Source organism: Psychromonas sp. CD1 (genome assembly GCF_002239585.1).
GTDB lineage: Bacteria > Pseudomonadota > Gammaproteobacteria > Enterobacterales > Psychromonadaceae > Psychromonas.
This window is the reverse complement of sequence record NZ_NDFH01000003.1, coordinates 1,285,189-1,307,950: the sequence shown is the minus strand read 5'-3', so window position 1 is coordinate 1,307,950 and position 22,762 is coordinate 1,285,189. Positions and strand designations below refer to the sequence as shown.

The window sequence follows — 22,762 nt, the reverse complement described above, 5'->3', positions numbered from 1 at the left end:
GCTCCTTTTAAAAGCAAGTCACATGCCATAGATGTAAGGCATGTGACTGAGAAGACGGTTTTATTTTGTTTTTAAACGATCTAAAATGGATTGTGCAGAGGATGTTTTCTCACCAATTCCGGCTTCTTTTAATTTGTTTTTAAGAGATTGATCAGTGTCTTCTGACTCAAGTTGCTCTGCGGCTTTTAATTGGTCATCAAACAGTGCTTGCTTGGCTTTAATTCTTTCCAATGAATCTTTTGCATTAAGTAGTTTTGAGTTACTTGCTGTAAAATTATCAGTGATAGCCGATGTTGCTTTTTGTACGCTTTCTGTTGTCTTGATCATGCTTAATTGACGTTTATAGTCCATTAATTGACGATCGCTCTTTTTGATCAAGTCTTTAAGACGCTGTGCATTTTTTAAATAGCTTTCATTTGCTTGTTGTTGTTCACTATGGCTCGTTTCTAGTTCACTGATTTTTTCGGCCACTTCGATAGCTAATGTTTCATTGCCTTGATCTAAAGCCTGTAAGGCATAACCTTCATGTTCTTTTATACTTTGCTGTAGTTGGGCGAGTTCACGTGCTGTTTGCATCTGCTTGGCCATCACTTCGGTGAGGTTACGTTTGGCAAGTATGATGTGTTTTTCGCTATCGCGGATCTCTTGTTCAAAAATGCGTGTTGAATTGGCATCAATAATGGCTTCACCTGCTTCTCGAGCACCGCCACGAAGGGCACTAATAATTTTTTTAAAAATACTCATAAAATCTCCGAATTAATTTAAGTAACTGTCCATTGCGCTAATCACCTCTAAGCTATTGTCACTTAAGGTTATGATTTCTAATTCAATATCTTCTAATCGTGAGTGAATCGATAGCGCCCCAAAAATCACATATTTATTACCAATTTTAGCAAAAGATGAAAGTGGCATAGTAATATTTATTTCTAGCATTGCTTCCATCATATTGGTTCTCAAGTCTTCTTTTACTTCGTCTTCACCCCATAGATAAGCAATGCATAAAATTTGATTATCACTAATAGAAAGAAAGATAGGGATTTCTTCGCGACCAATAACATCGACTTGTAACACATCTATTTCACCATCAATGGGCGTACAATCAAAATTAAAACCCGTTTCTGTTTTATCTTCTAATTGATTTAGATGAATAGCAATTTTGTGAATATTCATAAAACTCCTTAATGGCATTCGACATTAAATGTCACTGTGGTTAATTTAGTGGTCTTGGCATTATATGTCATATTGAATTATTCGGAATAATATATTTTTATTATTTTATATTAAAGACATGTTTTAAAAAGGTTTATTTTTATTTGTTATGTCTATTTCATGGTGATGCTGTCGTGCATATAAGCATAGTTCTTTTAATGAAATTTTAAATCCTATTTGCATGGGTAAATCAAAATAATGTATTGGTTGTAAAAACGAGGCGAGTTTTGTTTGTAAATCCTGCTTAATGGTATGTTTGGGTCGTTTATCTGCACGCCATTTAATAAATGCAACGGGTCGTTGTCCAAACTGTTTATCGGCAAAGGGTACAACATAGGCTTGCTCTATATAAGGCAATGTTAAAAGGGTCTCTTCGATTTTTTCTGGCTGTATATTTTCACCACCACTAATAAATTGTCTATCTTTACGGCCTAAAATTGTCAGTTTTTTTTGTTTAAAATATCCGATATCTTTACTTTTAAACCATTTTTCAGATGCAATCGTACTTGTACAAACCTGATTTTTGAAATAGCCAATAAAGCGTGTTGCTCCCCGCAATAATATTTCATCATTTTTAATTTTAAGCTCTCGATAAGGTAAAAGAAGCAATTTAGTATTATTGCTTGATGTTGCGATCTGAGAACTCATTTCAGTGCTGCCATAGCTTAAGTGAAAGACAAAACCACGATTTCTTGTTTCGGTTAATAAACTTTCGGAAAATGCACTTCCACCTAATAAAAGGTGTTTAATCGTTAACTTAGAAGCTTTAAAGCATGCGTCATGGAGTAATCGATATAATTGTGTACTGACAAGAGAGAGGTGAGTTATTTTTTCTTTTTTAAGCAGGCACACGGACAAGTTATCTTGACTAAGAAACAAGGTGGCACCGCTTAAAATGGTACGTATAACCGTAGCATAACCACTGATGTGAAATTGAGGTAAAGAAAGATAATTTATGTCGGGTGCTTTTAATGCGATAGTGTTTAAAGAACCTTTTGCGCTGTAATAATGGTTTCTAAAGTTGTGCATAACAGCTTTTGCTTGACCGCTACTTCCGGAGGTGAAAATAATATTACAGATTTTCTCGCTATCAAGAGGAATATTATCAAGCAGAAGATTTTTGTGTCTAACACCTGATATTTTAAACTGTAATTGTAATGTTCCTTTTCTCCTGACTTTATCCGCCGTCCATATTTTTGATGTCACTAGTTGGTCGATACATTGCTCTATTTCAGTGGAGCTAAAACGGGGATTAAGTGGGCAGAAAATAATGGCATAACGTATGCAACACAATTGTAGCGTAACGAGCTCGAAGCTATTCTTACTAATTGAGACTAATCGGTCTCCCTCTTGTACCTGCTGATCGCTCAGCTGCAAATATAGATCATCAATAAGCAGATCCAATTGTTGGAAACTTACCTTTTTATTTGTATCGTTAAAGGCAATTGCTTTAGGGGTTGATTTAGCCCAATAGCGAACAGGGCAAAGGTCTAATCGTTGGTCCATACACACTCTAAATGTTGTATTTCATGTTTAAGATTTAACGCTTGAGTTAATGGGGCTTTTTGAAAATATTTTAAGGTGTCGACACCAAGAGATATAGGGTGCATTAACGGTATCTGTTCTGCCAAGTAGCGGATATGTTGTAGTGCGACACTGGACTCAAAAGAGGAGCTAAAGCTAATGTGTAGATCCTCTTTTTGTGCGATGTGTACCCATTTTTTTATATTTCTTAGGCTACCGATTAAGGTAGGCTTTAATATTAGCGCCTTAATCTGCGGGTTTGTTTGATATATAAAAGAAGCATCTTGCAATGTTTCATCGAGCGCTAATGCAATTTTATAAGTATGTGCCAGCGTTAAATTAAGCGTATGTTTAGGGGTCGGCTCTTCGATGTAATACAGGTGTTGACGTGAAATGTGGCTGAAGAAGAGCGAAGCTTGAGACGCGCTCCATGCTTGGTTTGCATCACAACGGATTTGTACTTGAGTATTTAATTGTGTGAGCGAATTAAATAATCGTGTATCTTGTTCCATCGATGCTCGTCCTACTTTTATTTTAATCGAACTCGGAAAACCTAACGCTTTATATTGAGCTAGTTGCGATAAAATATCGCCTTGTAATAAAGGGATAACGGGTATTTTTGATGTGCTTTTAGAGCACAGAGGGATTTTTTGTAAGGCGCAACTTAATGCAAATTGTACACTGGGATATAAATGTTTTTTAGACGTACTGGAGGTGATACCTTGTTCGAGCAGTTTTATTATTTGTGATTTAGCTTGTGCTAATGTTTCTTGACTAAAGCCGGGTAAAGGTGCAATTTCACCCCAACTAAAGTGACCGTTTGTGTCGCTGAGTTGTAATATATAACCACAGCGTTTATTTAATACGTTACCTTTAAAATCAATGCTATTTACAAAGGGTATTTGATAGAAAAACAATTTCCCGTGGATCATATATATTGTAATTCAACGCGCGAAGTTAATTTTGTAACGAGCTCGTAAGAAATCGTACCAATATATTTAGCCACGAGTGTTGCAGATAAGCCATCTCCCCATAAGGTAACATCATCACCGACTTTATCGGTGCAATTTATGCCTAAATCGACAGTGAGCATATCCATCGATACTCGTCCAACTAGGGGTAATATACGGCCATTAATAAGTATGGGAGTACCTTCGGGAGCCATTCTCGGGTAACCATCCCCATAGCCAATAGCGACAACCCCAAGCTTAGTATCTTGAGTCGATGTCCATTGTGCGCCATAACCAACAGCGTCACCTTTTTTATGCTCCCGAACTGCAATTAGGCGTGATTTAAGAGTCATTACGGGTAGCAGTGAAAAGTCTTGTGCTTCTTTATCTGCAAAGGGAGAAATGCCATATAAGGCAATACCTGGGCGGATAATGTCTGCATGTGATGTTGGCCATGCTAATGTTGCTGCAGAGCTGGCTAAAGAATGTAAGCCACTTCTTTCTTGTATTTGTTCTTTAAATAATTGCGTTTGTTTTTCTGTAATAGGATTATCGAGTTCATCTGCGCAGTTAAAATGGCAAATTAAATTAATTGGTTTTTGCACATTTTTGCAGCGCTCTAATCTTTGGTATGTTTTTTGAAACTCATGAGGATGAAAGCCTAATCGATGCATGCCCACATCAAGTTTTAACCATATTTTCAAGGGTTTTTCGAGCTTTGCTTCAAGTAAATCAATAACTTGTTGTTTGCTGTGGATCACGGTTTGTAGGTCGTGTTTCACCAATAAAGGTAAGTTTTCTTGTGCAAAAAAACCCTCTAAAAGTACAATTGGAGTTTTGATGTTAGCGTCGCGCAATACTAATGCTTCATTAAGCCGTGCAACGCCTAAGCCATATATGCCAGTGAGGTTTTGGGCTATTTTTATCATGCCGTGGCCGTATGCGTTGGCTTTAATAATCGCTAATATTTTACTGTTTGGAGCTTGTTTTTTTAATACTTGCAAATTGTGCTGTAGGGCGCTGAGATTAATGATAGCGCGCGTAATATTCATCTAGTCTTCTCCATGGTATGCTGCGCCCGTATAATCATCAAAGCGTGAATAGCGCCCTTGAAAGGTCAAACGGATTTTACCAATCGGTCCATTACGTTGTTTGCCGATAATGATTTCAGCGATGCCTTTTTCGTTACTGTCATCGTTATATACTTCATCACGATAAATAAACATAATTAAATCTGCATCTTGCTCTATTGCTCCTGATTCGCGCAAATCTGAGTTAATGGGGCGTTTATCTGCACGCTGTTCAAGGCCACGGTTGAGTTGAGATAGCGCGATAACGGGGCAACGTAACTCTTTAGCAAGGGCTTTTAGAGAGCGAGATATTTCTGAAATTTCTAATGTTCTATTTTCGCTTAAAGATGGTACGCGCATCAGTTGTAGATAATCGATAACAATGAGGCCAATGCCGTCATGGTCGCGTGCAATTCTGCGAGCACGAGAGCGTAATTCTGTTGGCGTTAACCCTGAACTATCATCAATAAACATTTTACTTTTATTGAGTAAAATGGACATTGTTGAAGAAAGTGAAGCCCAATCATTTTCGTCGAGTTGACCTGTGCGAATTTTACTTTGATCAATGCGCCCAAGGGACGCAAGCATACGATTCATTATTTGTTCTGCGGGCATCTCTAATGAGAATATCAGCGTGGGTTTGTCGGCGTTAAGGGCTGCATATTCAGCCATATTCATGGCAAAAGTGGTTTTTCCCATAGAGGGGCGCGCAGCAACAATAATTAAATCGCCAGGTTGAAAGCCGGTTGTCATTTGGTCTAAATCATTATAACCCGAAGATAGCCCTGTAATGCCATCGCGAGGGTTTTTACATAAATCATCAATTTTTGCAACGGTCGCTTTTAAAATATCTTTAATTGCTTTTGGACCATCACTCTTATTCTGTCTTGCTTCTGCAATTTGAAATACTTTTGTTTCGGCAAAATCAAGTAGGTCGGCACTATTACGCCCTTCAGTTTCATAACCCGCTTCAGCAATTTCATTGGCCACACCAATCAGCTCTCGCACGATGGCACGTTCACGTACAATATCCGCATAATTATTAATATTGGCTGCACTTGGGGTGTTTTGTAATAACTCTGCAAGATAAGCTATTCCACCAATGGCTTCTAAGACTTGGTTATTTTCTAAGGATTCAGAGAGTGTTACGAGATCGACAGGAACATCTTCACCACTTAACTTTTCAATCGTTGCAAAAATCGTACGGTGCGCACGGTGATAAAAATCACGCTCTACCACTCGTTCTGCAACATCATTCCAAGCATCATTTTTGAGCAATAAACCACCAATGATAGCTTGCTCGGCTTCAAAAGAATGAGGTACTGTTTTAGTGCTTGATAAGGGGTGCTTCTTTGATACGTTATAACGTGCTTTATCTGCCATGTCTTATCCTGATCTAATATTTGTAGTGATGCAACTTATCGCGAATGATTGTTTTTATTTGTGTATTTAATTATATAGAGATGCTTAAATTTGGTTTTCTGCGCTTAATTTATAAATGTTTTCTCTGATAAGGAGCTTGTAACACGTAAGGTACTCGTTATCTTTATAGAGGTACTCATGTACTCTGCAGATCTTGATATACTCTATACTCTAACAAAAACAGGGCTTAATATCACTTCTCTTTATATTCTTTTTTGAGAGGGTATAGCGCCTCGTTTGAGGTTGTTTTCTACTTTGTCAGCATTTGATGTTTTATGCTTATATGTAGTATTTATGATGGATATATCGGCTTTTTTATTTCACTTGTAATAGACGCATAAAAAAGTGTAGTTAATGTCTTATTTTTTAAGTTGCGTTATTATATCGTCGTTTTATAAAAACACGAAGAATGGTTGAGTTTAAGTAAAGGGTAATCGATAAGAAAATAGCCGTTGGAAAGAGCGAGTGCTTTTAGTGTAGTTTTATTGGAGTCTATGAATGCTTAATGCGTACCCTGTTTTAGAAAAAGATCTTTGTTATAAAGAAGAGATAAAAAAAAGTCGGTTTATCACTTATCTTATGCATGCATCAGGTAAGAGTAATGCAATGTCACGCCTACAAGAAATAAAATTGTCACACCCTAATGCAGGACATCATTGTTGGGCTTACATTGCAGGTAGTCCATCTGCGAGTGTAGAGCAAGGGTGTAGTGATGATGGCGAGCCAAAGGGAACGGCGGGAAAGCCAATGCTAAGTCTGTTACAGGGAGCAAAAGTAGGTGAGCTTCTTGGCGTTGTAGTGCGCTATTCAGGAGGGGTAAAACTGGGTACAGGAGGATTAGTACATGCCTATTCAAATGGTATTCGGCAATTAATTAAGCAAATGCAGGTGCGCGAAAAATGTTTTTATAAGCAATATCAACTACAGTGTGATCATGCACAAATGGCATTAATAGAAAATATCCTCGCTGATTATTGGGGGTATGTGGTGCACATTAAATATCAATATAAAGTGGATGTAATCTTGGCTATTGATGTGCGTAAATGTGCGTCTTTTTTACTTAAGATAGCATCGATAACACAAGGTAAAGTGCATGTTAAAAACATTAGCGATGATAATGATAGTGTGGAATAGTTAAATGGCTTTTCGCTCTATAATACGCATTGTGGGCTTACTCATCGGCTTATTTAGCTTAACGATGTTGCCCCCTGTTTTTGTTGCATCTATTTATAATGATGGAGGGGGAGATGACTTTTTAACTGCGTTTGCGATCACACTTTTTATTAGCTTTCTTCTTTGGGCGCCGAATCGAAATAGAAAAACAGAACTTAGAATACGCGATGGTTTTTTAATAGTCGTGATATTTTGGGTCACTCTAGGCAGTGTTGGGGCCATTCCTTTTTTAATGAGTTCGCGCTTGGACATGAATATTGCCAGTGCATTTTTTGAATCTTTTTCTGGCCTGACCACCACCGGCGCAACCGTAATTGAAAATTTAGATAACTTACCTAAGTCCATTCTTTTTTATAGGCAAATGTTGCAATGGTTTGGCGGAATGGGGATTATTGTGCTTGCCGTTGCTATTTTACCTATGCTGGGTATTGGAGGGATGCAACTATATAGAGCAGAAACCCCTGGACCAATAAAAGATTCTAAAATGACCCCGAGAATTGCGGAAACTGCCAAAGCACTTTGGTATATTTATTTGTGTCTAACGGTGGCTTGTATGTTAGCTTTTTGGCTTGCTGGAATGAGCCTTTTTGATGCATTAGGGCATAGCTTTTCGACCGTTTCAATTGGTGGTTTCTCGACGCATGATGCGAGTATTGGATATTTTGAAAGTGATATTATTAATATTATTACGGTCGTTTTTTTACTTATATCTGGGGTTAATTATGCTTTGCATTTTCGTGCGTTTAGCGCCCCTAAATTTTCTTTGTCTCTATATAAAAAAGACCCAGAAGTGCGGATGTTTTTATCGATACAAATCATTTTAACTTTGATTTGTTTTATTACGTTAATGAATCATCAAGTGTATTCATCTATTGAGCGAACCTTTTCACAATCTTTATTTCAAGCTGTTTCTATTTCGACTACCGCGGGTTTTAGCACTACTTCTTTTGCTAATTGGCCATTATTTTTACCTGTGTTATTAGTTTTAGCGAGTTTTATTGGTGGCTGTGCAGGTTCAACGGGAGGGGGGCTAAAGGTTATTCGGATTTTATTGCTTAATTTACAGGGTTTACGTGAATTAAAGCGAATTGTTCATCCTAAAGCCGTGTATAAAATTAAATTAGCGAATAAAGCTGTTCCAGATCGTGTTGTTGATGCGGTGTGGGGGTTCTTTTCAACGTATGCCTTGGTTTTTATTTTGTGTATGTTGGCTCTTGCGATGACGGGAATGGATGAACTGAGTTCTTTTTCTGCTACTGTTGCGATGTTAAATAATTTAGGGCCGGGATTGGGTCAGGTTGCGGTGCACTTTAATGAGGTTAACGACAGTTCAAAATGGATAATGATCGTGGCAATGCTATTTGGTCGATTAGAAATATTTACGTTATTGGTGTTATTTACACCTATTTATTGGAAGAATTAAATGGCAACAAAGACATTAGTTTTATACTCATCGGTTGAGGGACAAACGTTAAAAATCATAAACTATATTAGTGATTTTATCGAAGGAGAAAAAGAATTATTCGATGTTGATCTGGATCCAGAGATTAATTTTGAAGATTACGACAATGTTTTACTTGGGGCATCCATTCGTTATGGGCATGTACGGAAAAGCTTTTTAACTTTTGTGAACAAATATCACGTGGAGTTGGATCTCTTACCTCATGCTTTTTTTCTGGTTTGCTTAACGGCAAGAAATCCAGAAAAAGCAAAAGTAGAAAATAATACATATATGCAAAAATTTTTACAGCAATCATCATGGAAACCCCAGTTAATGGCTGTCTTTGCCGGAGCATTACTTTATTCTAGATATAATTGGTGGCAGACCTTATTGATCCAACTCATTATGAAAATGACAGGAGGAAATACGGATAAAAGTAAGGATATAGAGTTAACCGATTGGTCTAGCGTTAAAATTTTTAGTCGTCAATTCGCAAAGATATCTCGTTGTTCTCCGTGCTTGTCTGTTGATTAAAAAACTGTGAGTTGTTTTAAGTTGAAGTATTGCGTAAAGTTACTACGTGGTATTTGTTCATTAAATTTCTCCTTTAGGCTGTTTTTGGGGATTACTACGTTTGACGCTTTTTACGCTAGATAATTTTTTTATCTGACGCATTATACGTGATAAATGTATTCGATTAATGACCGTGATCGTAATGTTGATGGCGTAGAGATCATTTGAGAGTTCGGTGGTGTGTAATCCGGCTACATTAGCATTACTTTTGGATATAATCGTAAAAAGTTTTGCTAGACCGGCTTTATGGTTGACCATTAATACTTGTAGATCGCTAGCATACTCATATTGGTTCATAAAATTCATATCCCATTCTATTGAGATATATTTATCACGTTCATTTTTAAAACCTATGACATTATGACAATTTTTTAAATGTATGACGAGCCCTTTAATTGAACTAGTATGGGCTATTATAGGGTCGCCAGGTAAGGGTTTACAACAGTTTGCGTAAGTTATCATCATGTCTTCAGCACCTTGAACCGCACTTTGTCGATAGGGCTGCTTATGTATAGATTCAGTTAGACCGTCTGAATTGCCACGTAAGCGTCGAGCGATGATCATACTTAACAATTGTCCTTTACCAATGGCATTTAATAAACTTTTAAAGTCAGCAAGGCGATAGTCTTTGATGACGCTATCGATATTTTTTTGTGGAATATCTGCTAAATTAGTGTGATTAAGTGCTTGTTTTAATAGGAGACGGCCATCAGGAATACTGATTTCATCTGGTTGTTGTTTTAGGTACTGACGAATGCTGCTACGTGCCTTATGCGTGGCGACAAAATTTAACCAATTTGCACTAGGTTGTAAATTATCTCGCGTAATAATTTCGATAGTTTGTCCACTTTCTAATTTATTACTGAGTAGTGAATATTCATTATCTACTTTTGCGCCAATACAGCGGTGGCCAATATTGGTATGCAAAGCATAGGCAAAATCAACGGAGGTAGCATGTGCAGGTAAGACTAATATTTTTCCCTGAGGGGTTAATACATGGATCTCATTATTACCTAATTCTGCTTTAATATTTTCTAATAAAAGAAGAGAGTTAGTTGAATTATCATCTGGCTCGCCTAGACCTTGGAACCAATTTCTTGTTTGTAATTGAGCGATAATGTTTGAATTTTTATTGTCACTTTTATAGCTCCAATGTGCAGCAATCCCTTGTCTCGCCACCATATCCATATCTTGAGTTCTAATTTGGATCTCAATATTAACCCCGTGGTGGGTAATTAATGTCGTGTGTATGGATTGATAACTATTGGCTTTGGGTATCGCAATATAATCTTTAAAATATTCTAATTTAGGTTGATACAAATGATGCATTTGACCTAAAACACGATAGCAAGTGTCTAGATCGTTGACGATAATACGAAAAGCATAGACATCCATCACATCGTGGAACTGACAACCTTTTTTACGCATTTTCCTATATAAACTATATAAATGTTTTTCTCTACCAACTACCTTTGCATCAATCTTTATATTCTCTAGTTTAAGCGATATTTCGTCACAAATACCCTGAATAAAATCTTTACGATTGCCACGTGCTTTACTGATAGCGGCTTTTAATACGTAATAACGACTAGAGTTAGATGCTTTAAATGCGAGTTCTTCGAGTTCATTTTTTAAAAAGTGGAGGCCGAGTCTATCCGCAATCGGCGTAAATATTTCAAAAGTCTCGCGAGCAATACGTTTCCGTTTGTCTGGGCGTAAAGAATCTAAGGTGCGCATGTTATGAACGCGATCGGCAAGTTTTATTAGCATAACGCGAAAGTCTTTAGACATTGCGATTAACATTTTACAAATGTTAGACGCCTGTGCCTGTTCGCGATTTTTAAAGTTAATTTTATCGAGTTTAGTCACGCCCTCAACTAAATTGGCGACAACAGGATTAAATGTATCACTTAATTGTTGATATGTTGCATCGGTGTCTTCGAGTACGTCATGTAATAAAGCCGCCGTTATTGCTTCATGATCTAGTTGCATAGACGCTAATATACTTGCAACTGCAACAGGATGCGTTATATAGGGCTCACCACTTGCGCGGGTCACGCCTTTATGTGCATTTGCCGCAAAATGATAAGCTCGCTCAATAAATGCGCATTGTTCAGCGGTTAAATAAGTTTTTATCACATCATTAAGAGGTGTAAACATCGGCATTCTTGCTCTAAGTTAAAATAAACAATATAGGTAAAATAGACATTACATTATTTCGCCCATTGTTGTAATTGTCGAATTTCGTCGGCCCATATATTTGGATTTGAAGTCTCTAATATTAACGGAATGGAATTAAATCGATTATCTTGCATAATATATTGGAAACAAATCCAACCAATTTTACCTTCTCCTAACGAGGCATGTCTATCCACATGGCTACCTAAAGGTACTTTACTATCATTAATATGCATAGCACTCAAATAATTAAAACCAACAATATCAGAAAAAGCTTGAAATGTATCATCACACGCTTGTGTTGTTCTTAAATCATAACCTGAGACAAAGGTATGGCAAGTGTCTAAACATACGCCAATACGGCTTTTATCTTCGACGTGTTCAATAATGGTGGCTAATTGTTCAAATTGATAGCCGAGATTTGTGCCTTGTCCTGCGGTATTCTCTATGACAGCTTTTACCGTTTTAGATTTTTCTAATGCCCAATTGATACTCTCGGCAATTCGGAGTAAACAATCTGAACTGCTTATTTTTTTAAGATGACTCCCAGGATGGAAATTAAGTAGTGTTAATCCTAATTGCTGGCAACGTAATATTTCATCAAGAAATGCGTTGCGTGATTTTTGTAATGCTTCGGTTTCCGGATGGCCAAGATTAATTAAATATGAGTCGTGTGGTAAAATTTGATCTGCAGAAAAATGATAAAGTTGGCAGGCAGCTTTAAATTTTTCAATGGTTGCATCATCTAACGGTTTTGCTTCCCAACGGCGTTGGTTTTTAGTAAATAATGCAAATGCATTTGCTCCGATTTTAGAAGCGTTTTGGGGGGCATTAAACACACCGCCAGAAGCACTGACGTGTGCACCAATATATTTCATAGGTATTCCTTACTGACGTTAGTGCATATACTTATATTAGACCTATTTATATTACAGTAATAGAGAAAGTCAATCATCTCTTTATTGTGCAATAAGCAGTATATACTGTTTGCAGCGATGATATTGTGCGAGATAAAGGGTGCTTTAATGAGTTGTAAATCATGTCTGGAAAATAAGTTTAAAGAGAAGTTAGGTCGTTGCAGGCTCTGTATGATATCTAATCTTATATTATTATTTAGCGGTGCGCTATTGTGGTGGTTTTGTTTTCGACAAGATGCGAAGCAAGTCGCCAGTATTGCTTTATTATTTGCCCTTCTTGGTTGTGCATTACTGATGTTCGCCCATATATTGGCTTTTATTTATTATCGGATCACGGAAGATAAACACCGCCTAAAATAGCATCTTTGCATGCTCCTGTTACGCAATGTAAAGCAATAGTTTTTTTGAGCATGCGTTGCTCTGCAAGCCAGGCAAACGCCATTCCTTCAACAAACATAGGATCAACGCCTAATACTTGCGTCGTTTGTATTTTTTGTGTTTTTAATAAAAAGCTTAAGCGTTGCATTAATAGAGGATTTAGCGCGCCACCGCCGCAGACAAATACATCCGCATTGGCGGGTTGTTTTTTTATTTGTTCGCTAATACTCAGAGCGCTTAATTCACATAAGGTGCGTTGTATATCTGCATTTGAGTATGTGTTTTGGCCAAGTATGTCGAGCAGCCAAGTAAGATTAAATTTTTCACGTCCAGTACTTTTTGGTGGTGCAAGTGAAAAATAGGGATCAGCATAGAGTTTGTCTAATAAATCAGGTAAAACATGACCTTGTAATGCGAAAAGTGCATTTTTATCAAAGTTTTTATTTTGACATCGGTGTATCCAAGCATCCATTAGTATATTGCCTGGTCCGGTATCATAACCTAAGTTATTTTGATGATTATTTAAGACACTAATGTTTGCTATCCCTCCAATATTTAAAATAATCCGCGGAGATCCCGAGCGCGCAAATAAAGCCTGATGAAACGCGGGAACGAGTGGAGCACCTTGTCCTCCATAGGCCATGTCCATCCGCCTAAAATCACTCACACAAGGAATACCTGTTTTGGCCGCGATTAAATTTGCATCACCAACTTGTTGTGTAAAAGGATAGGCACCCAAAGGACTGTGAAACAGCGTTTGTCCATGACTACCAATCGCGTGTATTTGTGAGGATTGCAACTTACTTTTCTTTAGCAAAGTATTAATTGCGTGCGCACAGTGCAGAGCAAATTGATGATCAACTTCACCCAACATCTGTAAATCTACTTTTTTATCTTGGCAAATTTTTAATATATTTTGGCGTAACATCTTCGGTAACGGCACCGCATCTTGAGCAATTTGCTGAAAAGTAGAGGCGGTACGTTGCGCAATGACAATATCTAGAGCATCTAAGCTTGTTCCTGACATTAATCCAATATAATACATAATTAAATAACTCGTGAAAATTGTTGTTGGCGTGCTCTATGGCGTAGATAAACGTCAAAGCTCATACAAATATTACGAATAAGTAAGCGACCCTTAGGGTGAACACTTATATAGTCGTCATCAATACTGAGTAGATCATCTTTAATAAAGCATTGTAATAATTTAATGTCTTGCGCGAAATAATCTTTAAATTTGATGCTAAACATTGATTCTATTTGTTTAATGTCGAGTTTAAAATTACAGATTAATTTTTTGATCACTTGGCGCCGGATTAAATCATCTTGATTGAGTGCAACACCTCGCCACTGAGCGTGTTTTTTGTCGGTTATTTGTTGATAGTAAACAGATAAAACTTTTTGGTTTTGTGAATAGCAGTGTCCAATTTGACTGATAGCTGAAACACCTAAACCTAATAAATCGGCATCTTCTTGTGTCGTATAACCTTGGAAATTGCGATGTAACTTTCCTTTGCGTTGTGCAATGGCGAGTTCGTCATCGGGTTTTGCAAAATGATCCATGCCGATAAACTGGTAACCAGATTGAGTTAAAAACTCAATTGTGTATTGGAGCATGGCTAATTTTTCAGTCGCTTTGGGCATATCATCTTCATTAATTTTACGCTGTGCTGCAAAGATTGAAGGCATGTGCGCATAATTGAAGATAGAAAGGCGTGCGGGATCTAATTCTAATACTTTATTTAAAGTATGTGCAAAGCTATCTTTGCTTTGTAATGGTAACCCGTAAATCATATCAAGATTAGTCGATTGAAAACCTTGCGCTTTAGCACGTTGTAGTAATTGTTTAATAAAGTCTTCATCTTGATCTCGGTTAATGGCTTTTTGTACGGCTTTATTAAAGTCTTGTACGCCTAAACTTAGGCGATTAAAACCTTCTTTTGCAAGCAAATCAATGGTACTAAGCTCAATTTTACGAGGATCAATTTCGATGCTCAGCTCGGCATCATCAGCAAAGGTAAAGTGTGTGCGTAGTATGCGCATTAAACGTGAGATTTGTGCGGGTAATAAAAACGTAGGGGTGCCACCGCCCCAATGCAATTGAGTTACTAAACGATTTTTAAAAAAGGGGGATTGAAATTGAATCTCTTGCTCAAGGTAATCTAAATAAACATCTGCCTTTTCTTGATGGCGTGTAATAATCTTATTACAGCCACAAAAATAGCAGAGTTGATGACAAAAAGGGATATGTACATAAAGAGATAAAGGCTTTTCTGGGTAAATATGTGTTGCCTCAAGAAACTGTTTATGATCAAAACTTTCATTGAACTCTAGTGCCGTAGGATAAGATGTATATCGAGGGCCACTATAATTATATTTCTCGATAATGTTTTGATCCCAAACCATTTTTTTCATTTCTTTCTCTCTTTTATCTATATCGAAAAGGTACTTAATTTTTTTGTTTCTTGCCGGATAGCATCTTCAAGTTCAGTTTCCAAAAATTGGCGTTGTATATCTTGTTTTTTTAAGTGTTTTTTATCCATTTTCTGACGTTCATTATGTGTGGCAAAATCTTTTATTTTTTCAAATAACTGTGCCAGAGCGGGATAATTTGAGTCGATATCAATTTTGGGTTCAATAAGTAACGTTTCTAATAATACATTTAACCGGATAGCCGCCTCTGAAACATTACACTGTTTTTCGGTTGTTGCGCGTGCAATAAGGCGAATACTGGTGCAAATGTTTTCGTTACGCTGCTGATCTTGTTTGTTTTTTTGTATCTGCTGTTGAAGGATCTGTTGTGCTATTTTCTGTTTTTGTTGCAGGATCTTACGCATCAAGAAACAGACATACATGGCAAGTGCAATAATAATAAGCGTAGCGAATATAGCGAGTACTATTTGCAAATTCATATATGATTCTCTCTATTTAAATTCATCAAGTGCTGAGCTGGCATCTTCAAATTGTTGAATTAAATCTTCTTCACCATCTTCGTCCAACCAACCTAGTTTTTCCATTAACGTTTGATGACGTGCCATTTTTTCTTCAACCCAAAGTTGGTCGGTTTCATTAATGGTTTCATCATTGTCCAATTGTTCGAGCAAATCATTCAAACGTGGATCGTTTTCTAATAATTCAAGCTCCTTTTTTGGTGAAATCTCATTTTCAACAATGGTTTTTATCATTTTAACTTTAGGTTGTTTTTGAATTTTCTTAATTTCAATTTCAGCTTCAACCTTTACATTTAATGACACCGATTTCTTACTGCCAATACGTTTGCTATTTAGTGTGTTTTGAGCATTTTTCTTGGTATTTTGTGTTATTAATGTAGCATTACGCGCGCCAGATTTATTTCCTTTTAACTTTGATTTGCGCTTACGATCTTTTGCATCTTGTGCTTGAGATGAAGTTTCTTTACGTTTGCCAGTATAACCTTCAGATGAGTTTCCAGCCGTTCGACTTTTCTTAATACGAGACATATATTTATAGCCTTAATAATGGGTGATCCTGTCATGATCAATAGTTGCGCAGAATAGCAGAATTAGTTCTTTTTAAAAAGTGTATATGTATTCATCTTAGTTTAGATATAAGTACATTAATCAGCAATTATAAACAGGATAGAATATTTTTATATTACATCGCTAAATCTTCAGGATTAGTTGATGAAATGTATTGGTACATTTTTCTTTTTTAACCCCAAAGATGCGCTTGTGGAGTGACTTGTTTTTAATGAAGTGCCGCAATATATTGAGATAACAAAGTGATCTCATTGTTGGTTAATTTTGCTGCGATATCAACCATTACTCCGTTAGTATCATTATTGCGCGCTTGAGCACGGAACTGTTTTAATTGTGTTTCAATATATGCAGGGTGTTGATTGGATAATTTTGGATATTTTGCTAAAAATAAACCATTGCCTCGAGGTCCGTGACAAGCGCTACAAGCGGGTAACATACGTTTTATATCCCCGCCCATGTATAGTTTTTGTGCGCGTAGCGCAATATCTTCAGTTGTACTTTCTTCACTTGCTTGCTGGGACGCATAATAAGCCGCGATATCTTGTATATCTTGCCTTGATAACATAGCAACCATGCTTTTCATTATTGGATCTTGACGTTGACCCGTTTTATATTCTAAGAGTTGTTTCTCTAGATAACTGGCATGTTGGCCAGCTAATTTAGGATAAAGGTTTGAGGGGCTATTTCCATCTGCGCCATGACATGCACTGCATGTGTTTGTTTTTTCTTTTCCTGCGTTAATATTACTTTGTGCTTGTACGCTAGATATAAAACTAAACAAGGCAAATAAAGAGATTAATAATTTTTTCATAACCATCCTGTTTAATGCAAGTATGTTAATAAATTTTTCATAACCATCCTGTTTAATGCAAGTATGTTGAAGCATGCTCTAAACATCATGCTACAATGGCATCATACGCGCAACACGTTTAACGTTAGTTCGAGAGAAATTAGGTCAATTTTTATTTAAACTTTGATCAATACGGATATAAATACTAAACGTAGTTTACACAATATTAATAAAATCAACAATTTTGCTATATGCCTAAAGCGAGGCCTCCATTGGAAGTTCAAAAAATACATTTTCAAAAAGCACACTTTTTAATCAGTGCACCGGATATTAAACATTTAGACAAACATTTACCACCCGAAAGTGGAATCGAAGTTGCCTTTGCAGGACGTTCAAATGCAGGTAAATCGAGTGCATTAAATCGCTTAACAAGACAAAAAAGTCTAGCCAGAACAAGTAAAACACCAGGAAGAACACAATTAATTAATGTCTTTGAAGTAGAAGAGGGCAAGCGTCTTATTGATTTACCTGGTTATGGTTTTGCTAAAGTGCCATTAGAAATGAAACTAAAATGGCAACGCTCATTGGGTGAATATTTGCAAAATCGCAGTTCGTTAAAAGGACTGGTTGTTTTAATGGATATTCGTCACCCCTTTAAAGAATTAGACCAACAGCTTATCTATTGGGCTATCGATGCAAATATTCCGGTATTAGCATTATTAACGAAAGCGGATAAATTAAAATCAGGCGCGCGTAAAGCAACGCTATTAAAAATGCGAGAAGAAGCTAAAAACTTTGAAGGTGATGTTGAAGTGCAACTGTTTTCATCGCTAAAAGGTATTGGTGTAGAGGTATTGGAGCAAAAAATAGCACATTGGTATGCCCTTGATGATCAGCGCCAAGTAGAACCCTCTTAGAAAACGTATCTTTCGATAGTATTTTTTGTTGATAGAGATGTGTAGATGAAAATACACATCTTGTTATCGCGTCTCCGTTTAAAATGTAAAATCTGCACGTTATCATCATTGATCTCGTTAAAATTGGTTCAATTTAGAATCACATCTCGTTAAAAAAGTAATCATCAAGTCGCTATATACGTTGCAGAGCGCAAGGTAAGACTGGCATCTAACAGCACTCAAATGTGCTTGTTAACGGCAGCATACATAGGCGTATATTACTTTATCATTTGATTATATTTCTTATCGAAAAGCATGATTATAAAACCATTCTTGAAAACAGAAGAAGAAATAATACATGTAGTCGAGTCGACATCTATTATTGTATTATTTTACTCAGTAAAGTTGGTAACTTGTATTTAATGACGAGTTGTAATAGATAAAAGTTAACGGGACTTTTGCATATTGAGAGAAACGCGGTGTAAACTGGTGGTATCACTAGGTATAGCAATATAGCGTCAGTTTATTTTCATAATGAATGGAAAAATGGAAAAATATGAATATTAAAAAAGAATACGCATTTGAAGAAAAAAATCAATTACCTTTATTTAGCCAAATAAAAGTGGATCATATTGTGAGTTCGGTGCGTCAGAGTATTGCTGAAAACAAAAAATTAATGACCTGTTTATTAGATAATGATAAAGCATTTACTTGGCAAAATTTAATTCAACCTTTAGATGAAGCTGATGATTTGTTATCTAAATTATGGTCGCCTATTACGCATATGAATGCGGTTGTTAGTGAGCCTAAGTTACGTAAAGCACATGATGATTGCTTGCCTTTATTTTCGGAATACGGCACATATGTCGGTCAGCATGAAGGTTTATATCAAGCTTATTTAAGCATTTCTAAAAGTATGACGTTTAAGGATTTAAAACTTGAGCAACAGCAAGTTATCCAAAATGCATTACGTGATTTTACGCTTGCGGGTATCGCACTATCAGAGGAGAAAAAGATACGCTATGGTGAAATAAAAAAACAACTTTCACAATTAACATCGCAATTTAGTAATAATGTAATGGATGCAACCCTCGCGTGGAGTAAGTTGGTCACCGATGTAAAACAATTACAAGGCCTGCCTGAGAGTGCTTTGCAAGGTGCGCAGCAAGCGGCCAAAGAAAAAGGTGTGCAAGGTTATTTATTTACGTTGGATATTCCGAGTTACCTACCCGTGATTACTTATGCAAAAAACAGAGAATTACGCCATGAACTCTATAAAGCATTTACAACACGCGCCTCTGATCAAGGACCTAACGCGGGTGAATTTGACAATACAGAGATAATAAATAGCATATTATCTTTACGCCATGAGCTGGCTTTATTATTAGATTTTAAAACCTACAGTGCATATAGCCTTGCGACTAAAATGGCAGAAACACCAGAACAAGTTGTTGATTTTTTGACTGAACTGGCGAAAAAATCAAGAGTCCAAGGTGTATCTGAACGTGATGCTGTCATGGAGCTTGCACGTGAAAATGATAATATAGAGCATTTAGAGGCTTGGGACATAGGTTATTATGCCGAGTTATTAAAACAGCAACGCTATCAAATTTCAGATGAAATGGTACGGCCTTATTTTCCGGAAAATAAAGTGTTAAGTGGGCTATTTGAAGTGGTTAAACGTTTATTTTCCATTAGCATAAAAGAACAATTTGAGTTTGATAGTTGGCATAAAGATGTACGTTTTTTTCATATTTATAATGCACAAGAGCAACATATAGGCAGTTTTTATTTAGATCTTTATGCACGGGAATTTAAACGAGGTGGGGCGTGGATGAATGATTGCCGCGTACGTCGGCGTCAATGTGATGCAACATTACAATTACCCGTTGCATATTTAACCTGTAATTTTAATAAACCCGTAGGCAATAATCCGGCTCTATTTACACATAATGAAGTGATAACCTTATTCCATGAATTTGGTCATGGCTTACACCACATGCTCACTAAAATTGAATCAGCTTCTGTCTCGGGAATTAATGGTGTGCCTTGGGATGCGGTCGAATTGCCAAGCCAATTTTTAGAAAACTGGTGCTGGGAGCCTAAAGCATTAGCTTTGATTTCGGGGCATGTGGAAACGGGTGAACCGTTGCCTAAACACTTATTAGATAAAATGTTGCAAGCAAAAAACTTTAATAGTGCTCTCATGATGCTGAGGCAGTTAGAGCTTTCTTTATTTGATTTTGCTATTCATAGCCAAGATTCAAATAATAACCCTGACTTTGTAATGCAAATATTAGCAGATGTACGTAGTCGTATTGCAGTCTTTACAACGCCAGCGTTTAATCGTTTTCAACATGGCTTTAGCCATATTTTTGCGGGTGGTTATGCCGCGGGTTATTACAGTTACAAGTGGGCAGAAGTTTTATCTGCGGATGCATTTTCGCGCTTTGAAAAAGAAGGTATCTTTAATACATCAACGGGGCATGATTTTTTAGAGGCGATTTTAGAAAAAGGGGGCAGTGTGAGCCCTATGCAGTTATTTAAAAACTTTATGGGCCGTGAACCAAGTATCAATGCATTACTACGCCATAGTGGTATTGCATAATTTAATTTTGAATAAGAGATGCCGAAAGATATCTCTTATTCATATTCACCACTCAATGCCAGGTTGTGCTTTTATTCCTTTTTTAAATGCATGTTTTTCATCTAAAATTAAACTATAAGTATCAACCGCAGCAATTAAATCTTGTGCAGGACCTCTACCCGTTAATATCACATTCATTTTAAGCGGTCGATTTTTTAATGCATCTAATAGCCATTCGATCTCTAAGTATTTAAATTTAAACATATACGTTATTTCATCGAGAATAATGAGCTGATAGCGTTCATCCTTTAATAACTGTGAGGCTTTTACCCACGCTTGGTGTGCACTTTTTATATCGAGCGCTCTATTTTGTGTCTCCCAAGTAAAACCATCGCCCATAGCAAACCAATCGACATTTTTTTGTTGTGCAAAAAAAAGCTCTTCACCGGTGTGTGTCGGCCCTTTTAAAAATTGTACGACTGCGACTTTGTGTCCGTGCCCAAGAGATCGAGCTAACATACCAAATGCAGAGCTACTTTTACCTTTTCCCGGGCCTGCTAGTAAGATGCTGACGCCTTGCTCAATGGTAGCTGTTGCTGTTTTTTGGTCTTGTTTTTGTTTGATAGCGCGCATTTTTTTTAAGTATTGATTATCATCCATCAGTATTCCTTGATTGTTTTTGTGGCGCTTATATACAAATATGTTCCATCTTTTTTATGCGTTTAATACCGTTAATCTAGAGCATAGACCCTTACTCAGCCAATTTTCCGACATAACAGTATTGTGTCCCTAAGCCATGCGTTTTAATTTAAACTTGATGGTAAGTCACCTGTTTATGCCGGTTTAGCGCGAACTAAAATGATGTAACCAATTATGCCTGAAATAATAGATGCTAATAAAACAGTCACTTTAGCAATGATTTTAAATTCGGGCTCTTGGAATGCCAAATCAGTGATAAAAAGGGACATAGTAAAGCCCATTCCCGCTAAAAAACCGACGCCAATAATATGCGTCCAGGTTACTCCGCGAGGAAGTGTTCCAATGTTTAATAAAATCAATAGCTTAGTAAATAGGTAAATACCTAAGGGTTTACCAATAATAAGAGCGAACGCTATCCCTAAAACAATGGGGTTAGTGAGCTCTGCTAGCATACTTTTATTTATGATCACCCCCGCATTACCCAACGCAAAGAAAGGTACAATAAATAATGTTGCTAAAGGGTGCAGCGCTTTTTCTTTAAGCTGTAAAGGATTCGCCGCTTGGTAGCTCAACATTTTTATTTCTTTTAATGAGTGTATGGCATGCTCGGAGAGTACATCTTTTTCACAGGAGCGTTCTTTTTCTAAGCCGAGTAATAATGATTTTGCTTTATTAAGATAGCTATCCATTGAAATGGCTCGACGAGATGGGATAGTAAACGCGACAGCTACCCCTGCAATGGTTGCATGTACGCCAGAAGCAAGGAAACTAACCCAAACAATAACCAGCCCAATACTGTAATAAAACAAACGATTACGCACGCCCATGCGGTTAGCAACACCGAGAATAACCAAACCTAATAAGCCGATTAAAAGTTCATTTAAAAAGATTTGTTTAGTATAGAATAAGGCGATCACGATCACCGCCATTAAGTCATCACCAATCGCAAGAGCAGATAAGAATATTTTAAGTGATAAAGGCACGCGGCGTCCTACAATTGCGAGCAGTCCTAAGGCAAAAGCGATGTCGGTTGCCATGGGGATACCCCAACCATTTGCACTTGGCAGTCCGCTATTAAAAAAATGATAGATAGCAGCCGGAAAAACAACGCCACCAATCGCGGCAAAAAGAGGTAATGTTGCTTTTTTGATGCTAGAGAGTTCACCATCGAGTAATTCACGTTTAATTTCTAACCCGATGAAAAAGAAAAAGATGGCCATTAGAAATTCATTAGCAATTTTATGTAAGTTTATCTGATGTACTTTATCGCTCAATCCTGTAGATATTTCCCACAGCGTATGATGCCACACATAATAGTAGTTATCGGGAAAGGTATTCGCCCATAGTAAAGCGATACAAGAAGCGATTAAAAGTAAGACTCCCCCTGTTATCGGGCTATGCAACCAATGGTCTTTATGTGAACTCATTATTTCTCCT

The 22,762-nt window shown here is 37.0% G+C and carries 21 protein-coding genes; 6 read left to right on the top strand and 15 right to left on the bottom strand.

Annotated elements, in window-relative coordinates:
- Positions 1–60: 60 nt before the first annotated feature.
- From B8W84_RS07580 to dnaB, 6 genes are all read right to left on the bottom strand, one after another.
- Positions 61–744 carry a PspA/IM30 family protein gene (locus tag B8W84_RS07580; RefSeq protein WP_094752642.1) on the bottom strand — a complete coding sequence of 228 codons (684 nt, stop codon included), beginning with the start codon at positions 742–744 and terminating at the stop codon, positions 61–63.
- Positions 745–756: 12 nt separating this feature from the next.
- Positions 757–1,170, bottom strand: a complete 414-nt coding sequence (locus B8W84_RS07575; protein ID WP_094752641.1) for a YjfI family protein — start codon at positions 1,168–1,170, stop codon at positions 757–759.
- 123 nt (positions 1,171–1,293) lie between these two features.
- On the bottom strand, positions 1,294–2,715 hold the full coding sequence (locus B8W84_RS07570; protein ID WP_094752640.1) for an AMP-binding protein: 1,422 nt from the start codon (positions 2,713–2,715) through the stop codon (positions 1,294–1,296).
- Positions 2,700–3,665, bottom strand: a complete 966-nt coding sequence (gene menC, locus B8W84_RS07565; protein WP_094752639.1) for an o-succinylbenzoate synthase — start codon at positions 3,663–3,665, stop codon at positions 2,700–2,702. The genes B8W84_RS07570 and menC overlap by 16 nt, the downstream gene beginning before the upstream one ends.
- Positions 3,662–4,735: an alanine racemase gene (alr, locus tag B8W84_RS07560; protein WP_094752638.1), complete on the bottom strand. Its 1,074-nt coding sequence runs from the start codon at positions 4,733–4,735 to the stop codon at positions 3,662–3,664. Before alr ends, menC begins: the two co-directional genes overlap by 4 nt.
- Positions 4,736–6,136: a replicative DNA helicase gene (gene dnaB, locus B8W84_RS07555; protein ID WP_094752637.1), complete on the bottom strand. Its 1,401-nt coding sequence runs from the start codon at positions 6,134–6,136 to the stop codon at positions 4,736–4,738.
- Positions 6,137–6,673: 537 nt separating this feature from the next.
- On the opposite strand from dnaB, the gene B8W84_RS07550 reads away from it, so the two are divergent.
- Genes B8W84_RS07550 through hemG form a run of 3 tightly spaced genes read left to right on the top strand, consistent with a single transcriptional unit; the run spans position 6,674 to position 9,323 of the window.
- Positions 6,674–7,309: a YigZ family protein gene (locus tag B8W84_RS07550; protein WP_094752636.1), complete on the top strand. Its 636-nt coding sequence runs from the start codon at positions 6,674–6,676 to the stop codon at positions 7,307–7,309.
- A gap of 4 nt (positions 7,310–7,313) precedes the next feature.
- Positions 7,314–8,771 (top strand): TrkH family potassium uptake protein, encoded by a 1,458-nt coding sequence (locus B8W84_RS07545; RefSeq protein WP_094752635.1) that lies wholly within the window; start codon positions 7,314–7,316, stop codon positions 8,769–8,771.
- Positions 8,772–9,323: a menaquinone-dependent protoporphyrinogen IX dehydrogenase gene (gene hemG, locus B8W84_RS07540; RefSeq protein WP_094752634.1), complete on the top strand. Its 552-nt coding sequence runs from the start codon at positions 8,772–8,774 to the stop codon at positions 9,321–9,323.
- 60 nt (positions 9,324–9,383) lie between these two features.
- Here the strand turns inward: hemG and B8W84_RS07535 are convergent, their stop codons facing one another.
- Positions 9,384–11,528, bottom strand: a complete 2,145-nt coding sequence (locus B8W84_RS07535; RefSeq protein ID WP_094752633.1) for a RelA/SpoT family protein — start codon at positions 11,526–11,528, stop codon at positions 9,384–9,386.
- A 47-nt stretch (positions 11,529–11,575) separates the two neighbouring features.
- Complete coding sequence (gene nfo / locus B8W84_RS07530; protein ID WP_094752632.1) at positions 11,576–12,418, bottom strand: deoxyribonuclease IV; 843 nt, start codon at positions 12,416–12,418, stop codon at positions 11,576–11,578.
- Between the two features lie 147 nt (positions 12,419–12,565).
- Here nfo and B8W84_RS07525 point away from each other — a divergent pair, with 147 nt between their 5' ends.
- On the top strand, positions 12,566–12,817 hold the full coding sequence (locus tag B8W84_RS07525) for a DUF3624 domain-containing protein (protein WP_180706043.1): 252 nt from the start codon (positions 12,566–12,568) through the stop codon (positions 12,815–12,817).
- Here the strand turns inward: B8W84_RS07525 and B8W84_RS07520 are convergent.
- The 5 genes from B8W84_RS07520 to B8W84_RS07500 form a co-directional block, all read right to left on the bottom strand.
- Positions 12,789–13,880 carry an anhydro-N-acetylmuramic acid kinase gene (locus B8W84_RS07520; protein WP_094752630.1) on the bottom strand — a complete coding sequence of 364 codons (1,092 nt, stop codon included), beginning with the start codon at positions 13,878–13,880 and terminating at the stop codon, positions 12,789–12,791. The two genes, B8W84_RS07525 and B8W84_RS07520, sit on opposite strands and share 29 nt — an antisense overlap.
- A gap of 2 nt (positions 13,881–13,882) precedes the next feature.
- Positions 13,883–15,250, bottom strand: a complete 1,368-nt coding sequence (hemN, locus tag B8W84_RS07515; protein WP_094752629.1) for an oxygen-independent coproporphyrinogen III oxidase — start codon at positions 15,248–15,250, stop codon at positions 13,883–13,885.
- Between the two features lie 17 nt (positions 15,251–15,267).
- Positions 15,268–15,747 carry a DUF2489 domain-containing protein gene (locus B8W84_RS07510; RefSeq protein ID WP_094752628.1) on the bottom strand — a complete coding sequence of 160 codons (480 nt, stop codon included), beginning with the start codon at positions 15,745–15,747 and terminating at the stop codon, positions 15,268–15,270.
- 12 nt (positions 15,748–15,759) lie between these two features.
- Positions 15,760–16,314, bottom strand: coding sequence for a Der GTPase-activating protein YihI (gene yihI, locus B8W84_RS07505; RefSeq protein ID WP_094752627.1), 555 nt, complete (start codon positions 16,312–16,314; stop codon positions 15,760–15,762).
- Positions 16,315–16,561: 247 nt separating this feature from the next.
- The gene (locus B8W84_RS07500) at positions 16,562–17,164 is read right to left on the bottom strand and encodes a c-type cytochrome (protein WP_094752769.1); all 603 of its coding nucleotides are present in this window, start codon (positions 17,162–17,164) and stop codon (positions 16,562–16,564) included.
- 251 nt (positions 17,165–17,415) lie between these two features.
- Between B8W84_RS07500 and yihA the strand changes: the two genes are divergently transcribed.
- Both yihA and prlC read left to right on the top strand, forming a co-directional pair.
- A complete protein-coding gene (gene yihA, locus B8W84_RS07495) occupies positions 17,416–18,060 on the top strand; it encodes a ribosome biogenesis GTP-binding protein YihA/YsxC (RefSeq protein WP_094752626.1) in 645 nt (214 codons plus the stop codon).
- Between the two features lie 535 nt (positions 18,061–18,595).
- On the top strand, positions 18,596–20,647 hold the full coding sequence (gene prlC, locus B8W84_RS07490; RefSeq protein WP_094752625.1) for an oligopeptidase A: 2,052 nt from the start codon (positions 18,596–18,598) through the stop codon (positions 20,645–20,647).
- 45 nt (positions 20,648–20,692) lie between these two features.
- Here prlC and cobO read toward each other — a convergent pair whose 3' ends face one another.
- A complete protein-coding gene (gene cobO, locus B8W84_RS07485; RefSeq protein ID WP_094752624.1) occupies positions 20,693–21,286 on the bottom strand; it encodes a cob(I)yrinic acid a,c-diamide adenosyltransferase in 594 nt (197 codons plus the stop codon).
- A 173-nt stretch (positions 21,287–21,459) separates the two neighbouring features.
- Positions 21,460–22,752: a Na+/H+ antiporter NhaA gene (gene nhaA / locus B8W84_RS07480; RefSeq protein WP_094752623.1), complete on the bottom strand. Its 1,293-nt coding sequence runs from the start codon at positions 22,750–22,752 to the stop codon at positions 21,460–21,462.
- Positions 22,753–22,762: the final 10 nt, after the last annotated feature.

Bases quoted from the DNA above. Each gene is read 5' to 3' on its own strand.
- B8W84_RS07580 (WP_094752642.1), bottom strand. From the start codon at position 744: ATGAGTATTTTTAAAAAAATTATTAGTGCCCTTCGTGGCGGTGCTCGA.
- B8W84_RS07575 (WP_094752641.1), bottom strand. From the start codon at position 1,170: ATGAATATTCACAAAATTGCTATTCATCTAAATCAATTAGAAGATAAA.
- B8W84_RS07570 (WP_094752640.1), bottom strand. From the start codon at position 2,715: ATGGACCAACGATTAGACCTTTGCCCTGTTCGCTATTGGGCTAAATCA.
- menC (WP_094752639.1), bottom strand. From the start codon at position 3,665: ATGATCCACGGGAAATTGTTTTTCTATCAAATACCCTTTGTAAATAGC.
- alr (WP_094752638.1), bottom strand. From the start codon at position 4,735: ATGAATATTACGCGCGCTATCATTAATCTCAGCGCCCTACAGCACAAT.
- dnaB (WP_094752637.1), bottom strand. From the start codon at position 6,136: ATGGCAGATAAAGCACGTTATAACGTATCAAAGAAGCACCCCTTATCA.
- B8W84_RS07550 (WP_094752636.1), top strand. From the start codon at position 6,674: ATGCTTAATGCGTACCCTGTTTTAGAAAAAGATCTTTGTTATAAAGAA.
- B8W84_RS07545 (WP_094752635.1), top strand. From the start codon at position 7,314: ATGGCTTTTCGCTCTATAATACGCATTGTGGGCTTACTCATCGGCTTA.
- hemG (WP_094752634.1), top strand. From the start codon at position 8,772: ATGGCAACAAAGACATTAGTTTTATACTCATCGGTTGAGGGACAAACG.
- B8W84_RS07535 (WP_094752633.1), bottom strand. From the start codon at position 11,528: ATGCCGATGTTTACACCTCTTAATGATGTGATAAAAACTTATTTAACC.
- nfo (WP_094752632.1), bottom strand. From the start codon at position 12,418: ATGAAATATATTGGTGCACACGTCAGTGCTTCTGGCGGTGTGTTTAAT.
- B8W84_RS07525 (WP_180706043.1), top strand. From the start codon at position 12,566: ATGAGTTGTAAATCATGTCTGGAAAATAAGTTTAAAGAGAAGTTAGGT.
- B8W84_RS07520 (WP_094752630.1), bottom strand. From the start codon at position 13,880: ATGTATTATATTGGATTAATGTCAGGAACAAGCTTAGATGCTCTAGAT.
- hemN (WP_094752629.1), bottom strand. From the start codon at position 15,250: ATGAAAAAAATGGTTTGGGATCAAAACATTATCGAGAAATATAATTAT.
- B8W84_RS07510 (WP_094752628.1), bottom strand. From the start codon at position 15,747: ATGAATTTGCAAATAGTACTCGCTATATTCGCTACGCTTATTATTATT.
- yihI (WP_094752627.1), bottom strand. From the start codon at position 16,314: ATGTCTCGTATTAAGAAAAGTCGAACGGCTGGAAACTCATCTGAAGGT.
- B8W84_RS07500 (WP_094752769.1), bottom strand. From the start codon at position 17,164: ATGAAAAAATTATTAATCTCTTTATTTGCCTTGTTTAGTTTTATATCT.
- prlC (WP_094752625.1), top strand. From the start codon at position 18,596: ATGAATATTAAAAAAGAATACGCATTTGAAGAAAAAAATCAATTACCT.
- cobO (WP_094752624.1), bottom strand. From the start codon at position 21,286: ATGGATGATAATCAATACTTAAAAAAAATGCGCGCTATCAAACAAAAA.
- nhaA (WP_094752623.1), bottom strand. From the start codon at position 22,752: ATGAGTTCACATAAAGACCATTGGTTGCATAGCCCGATAACAGGGGGA.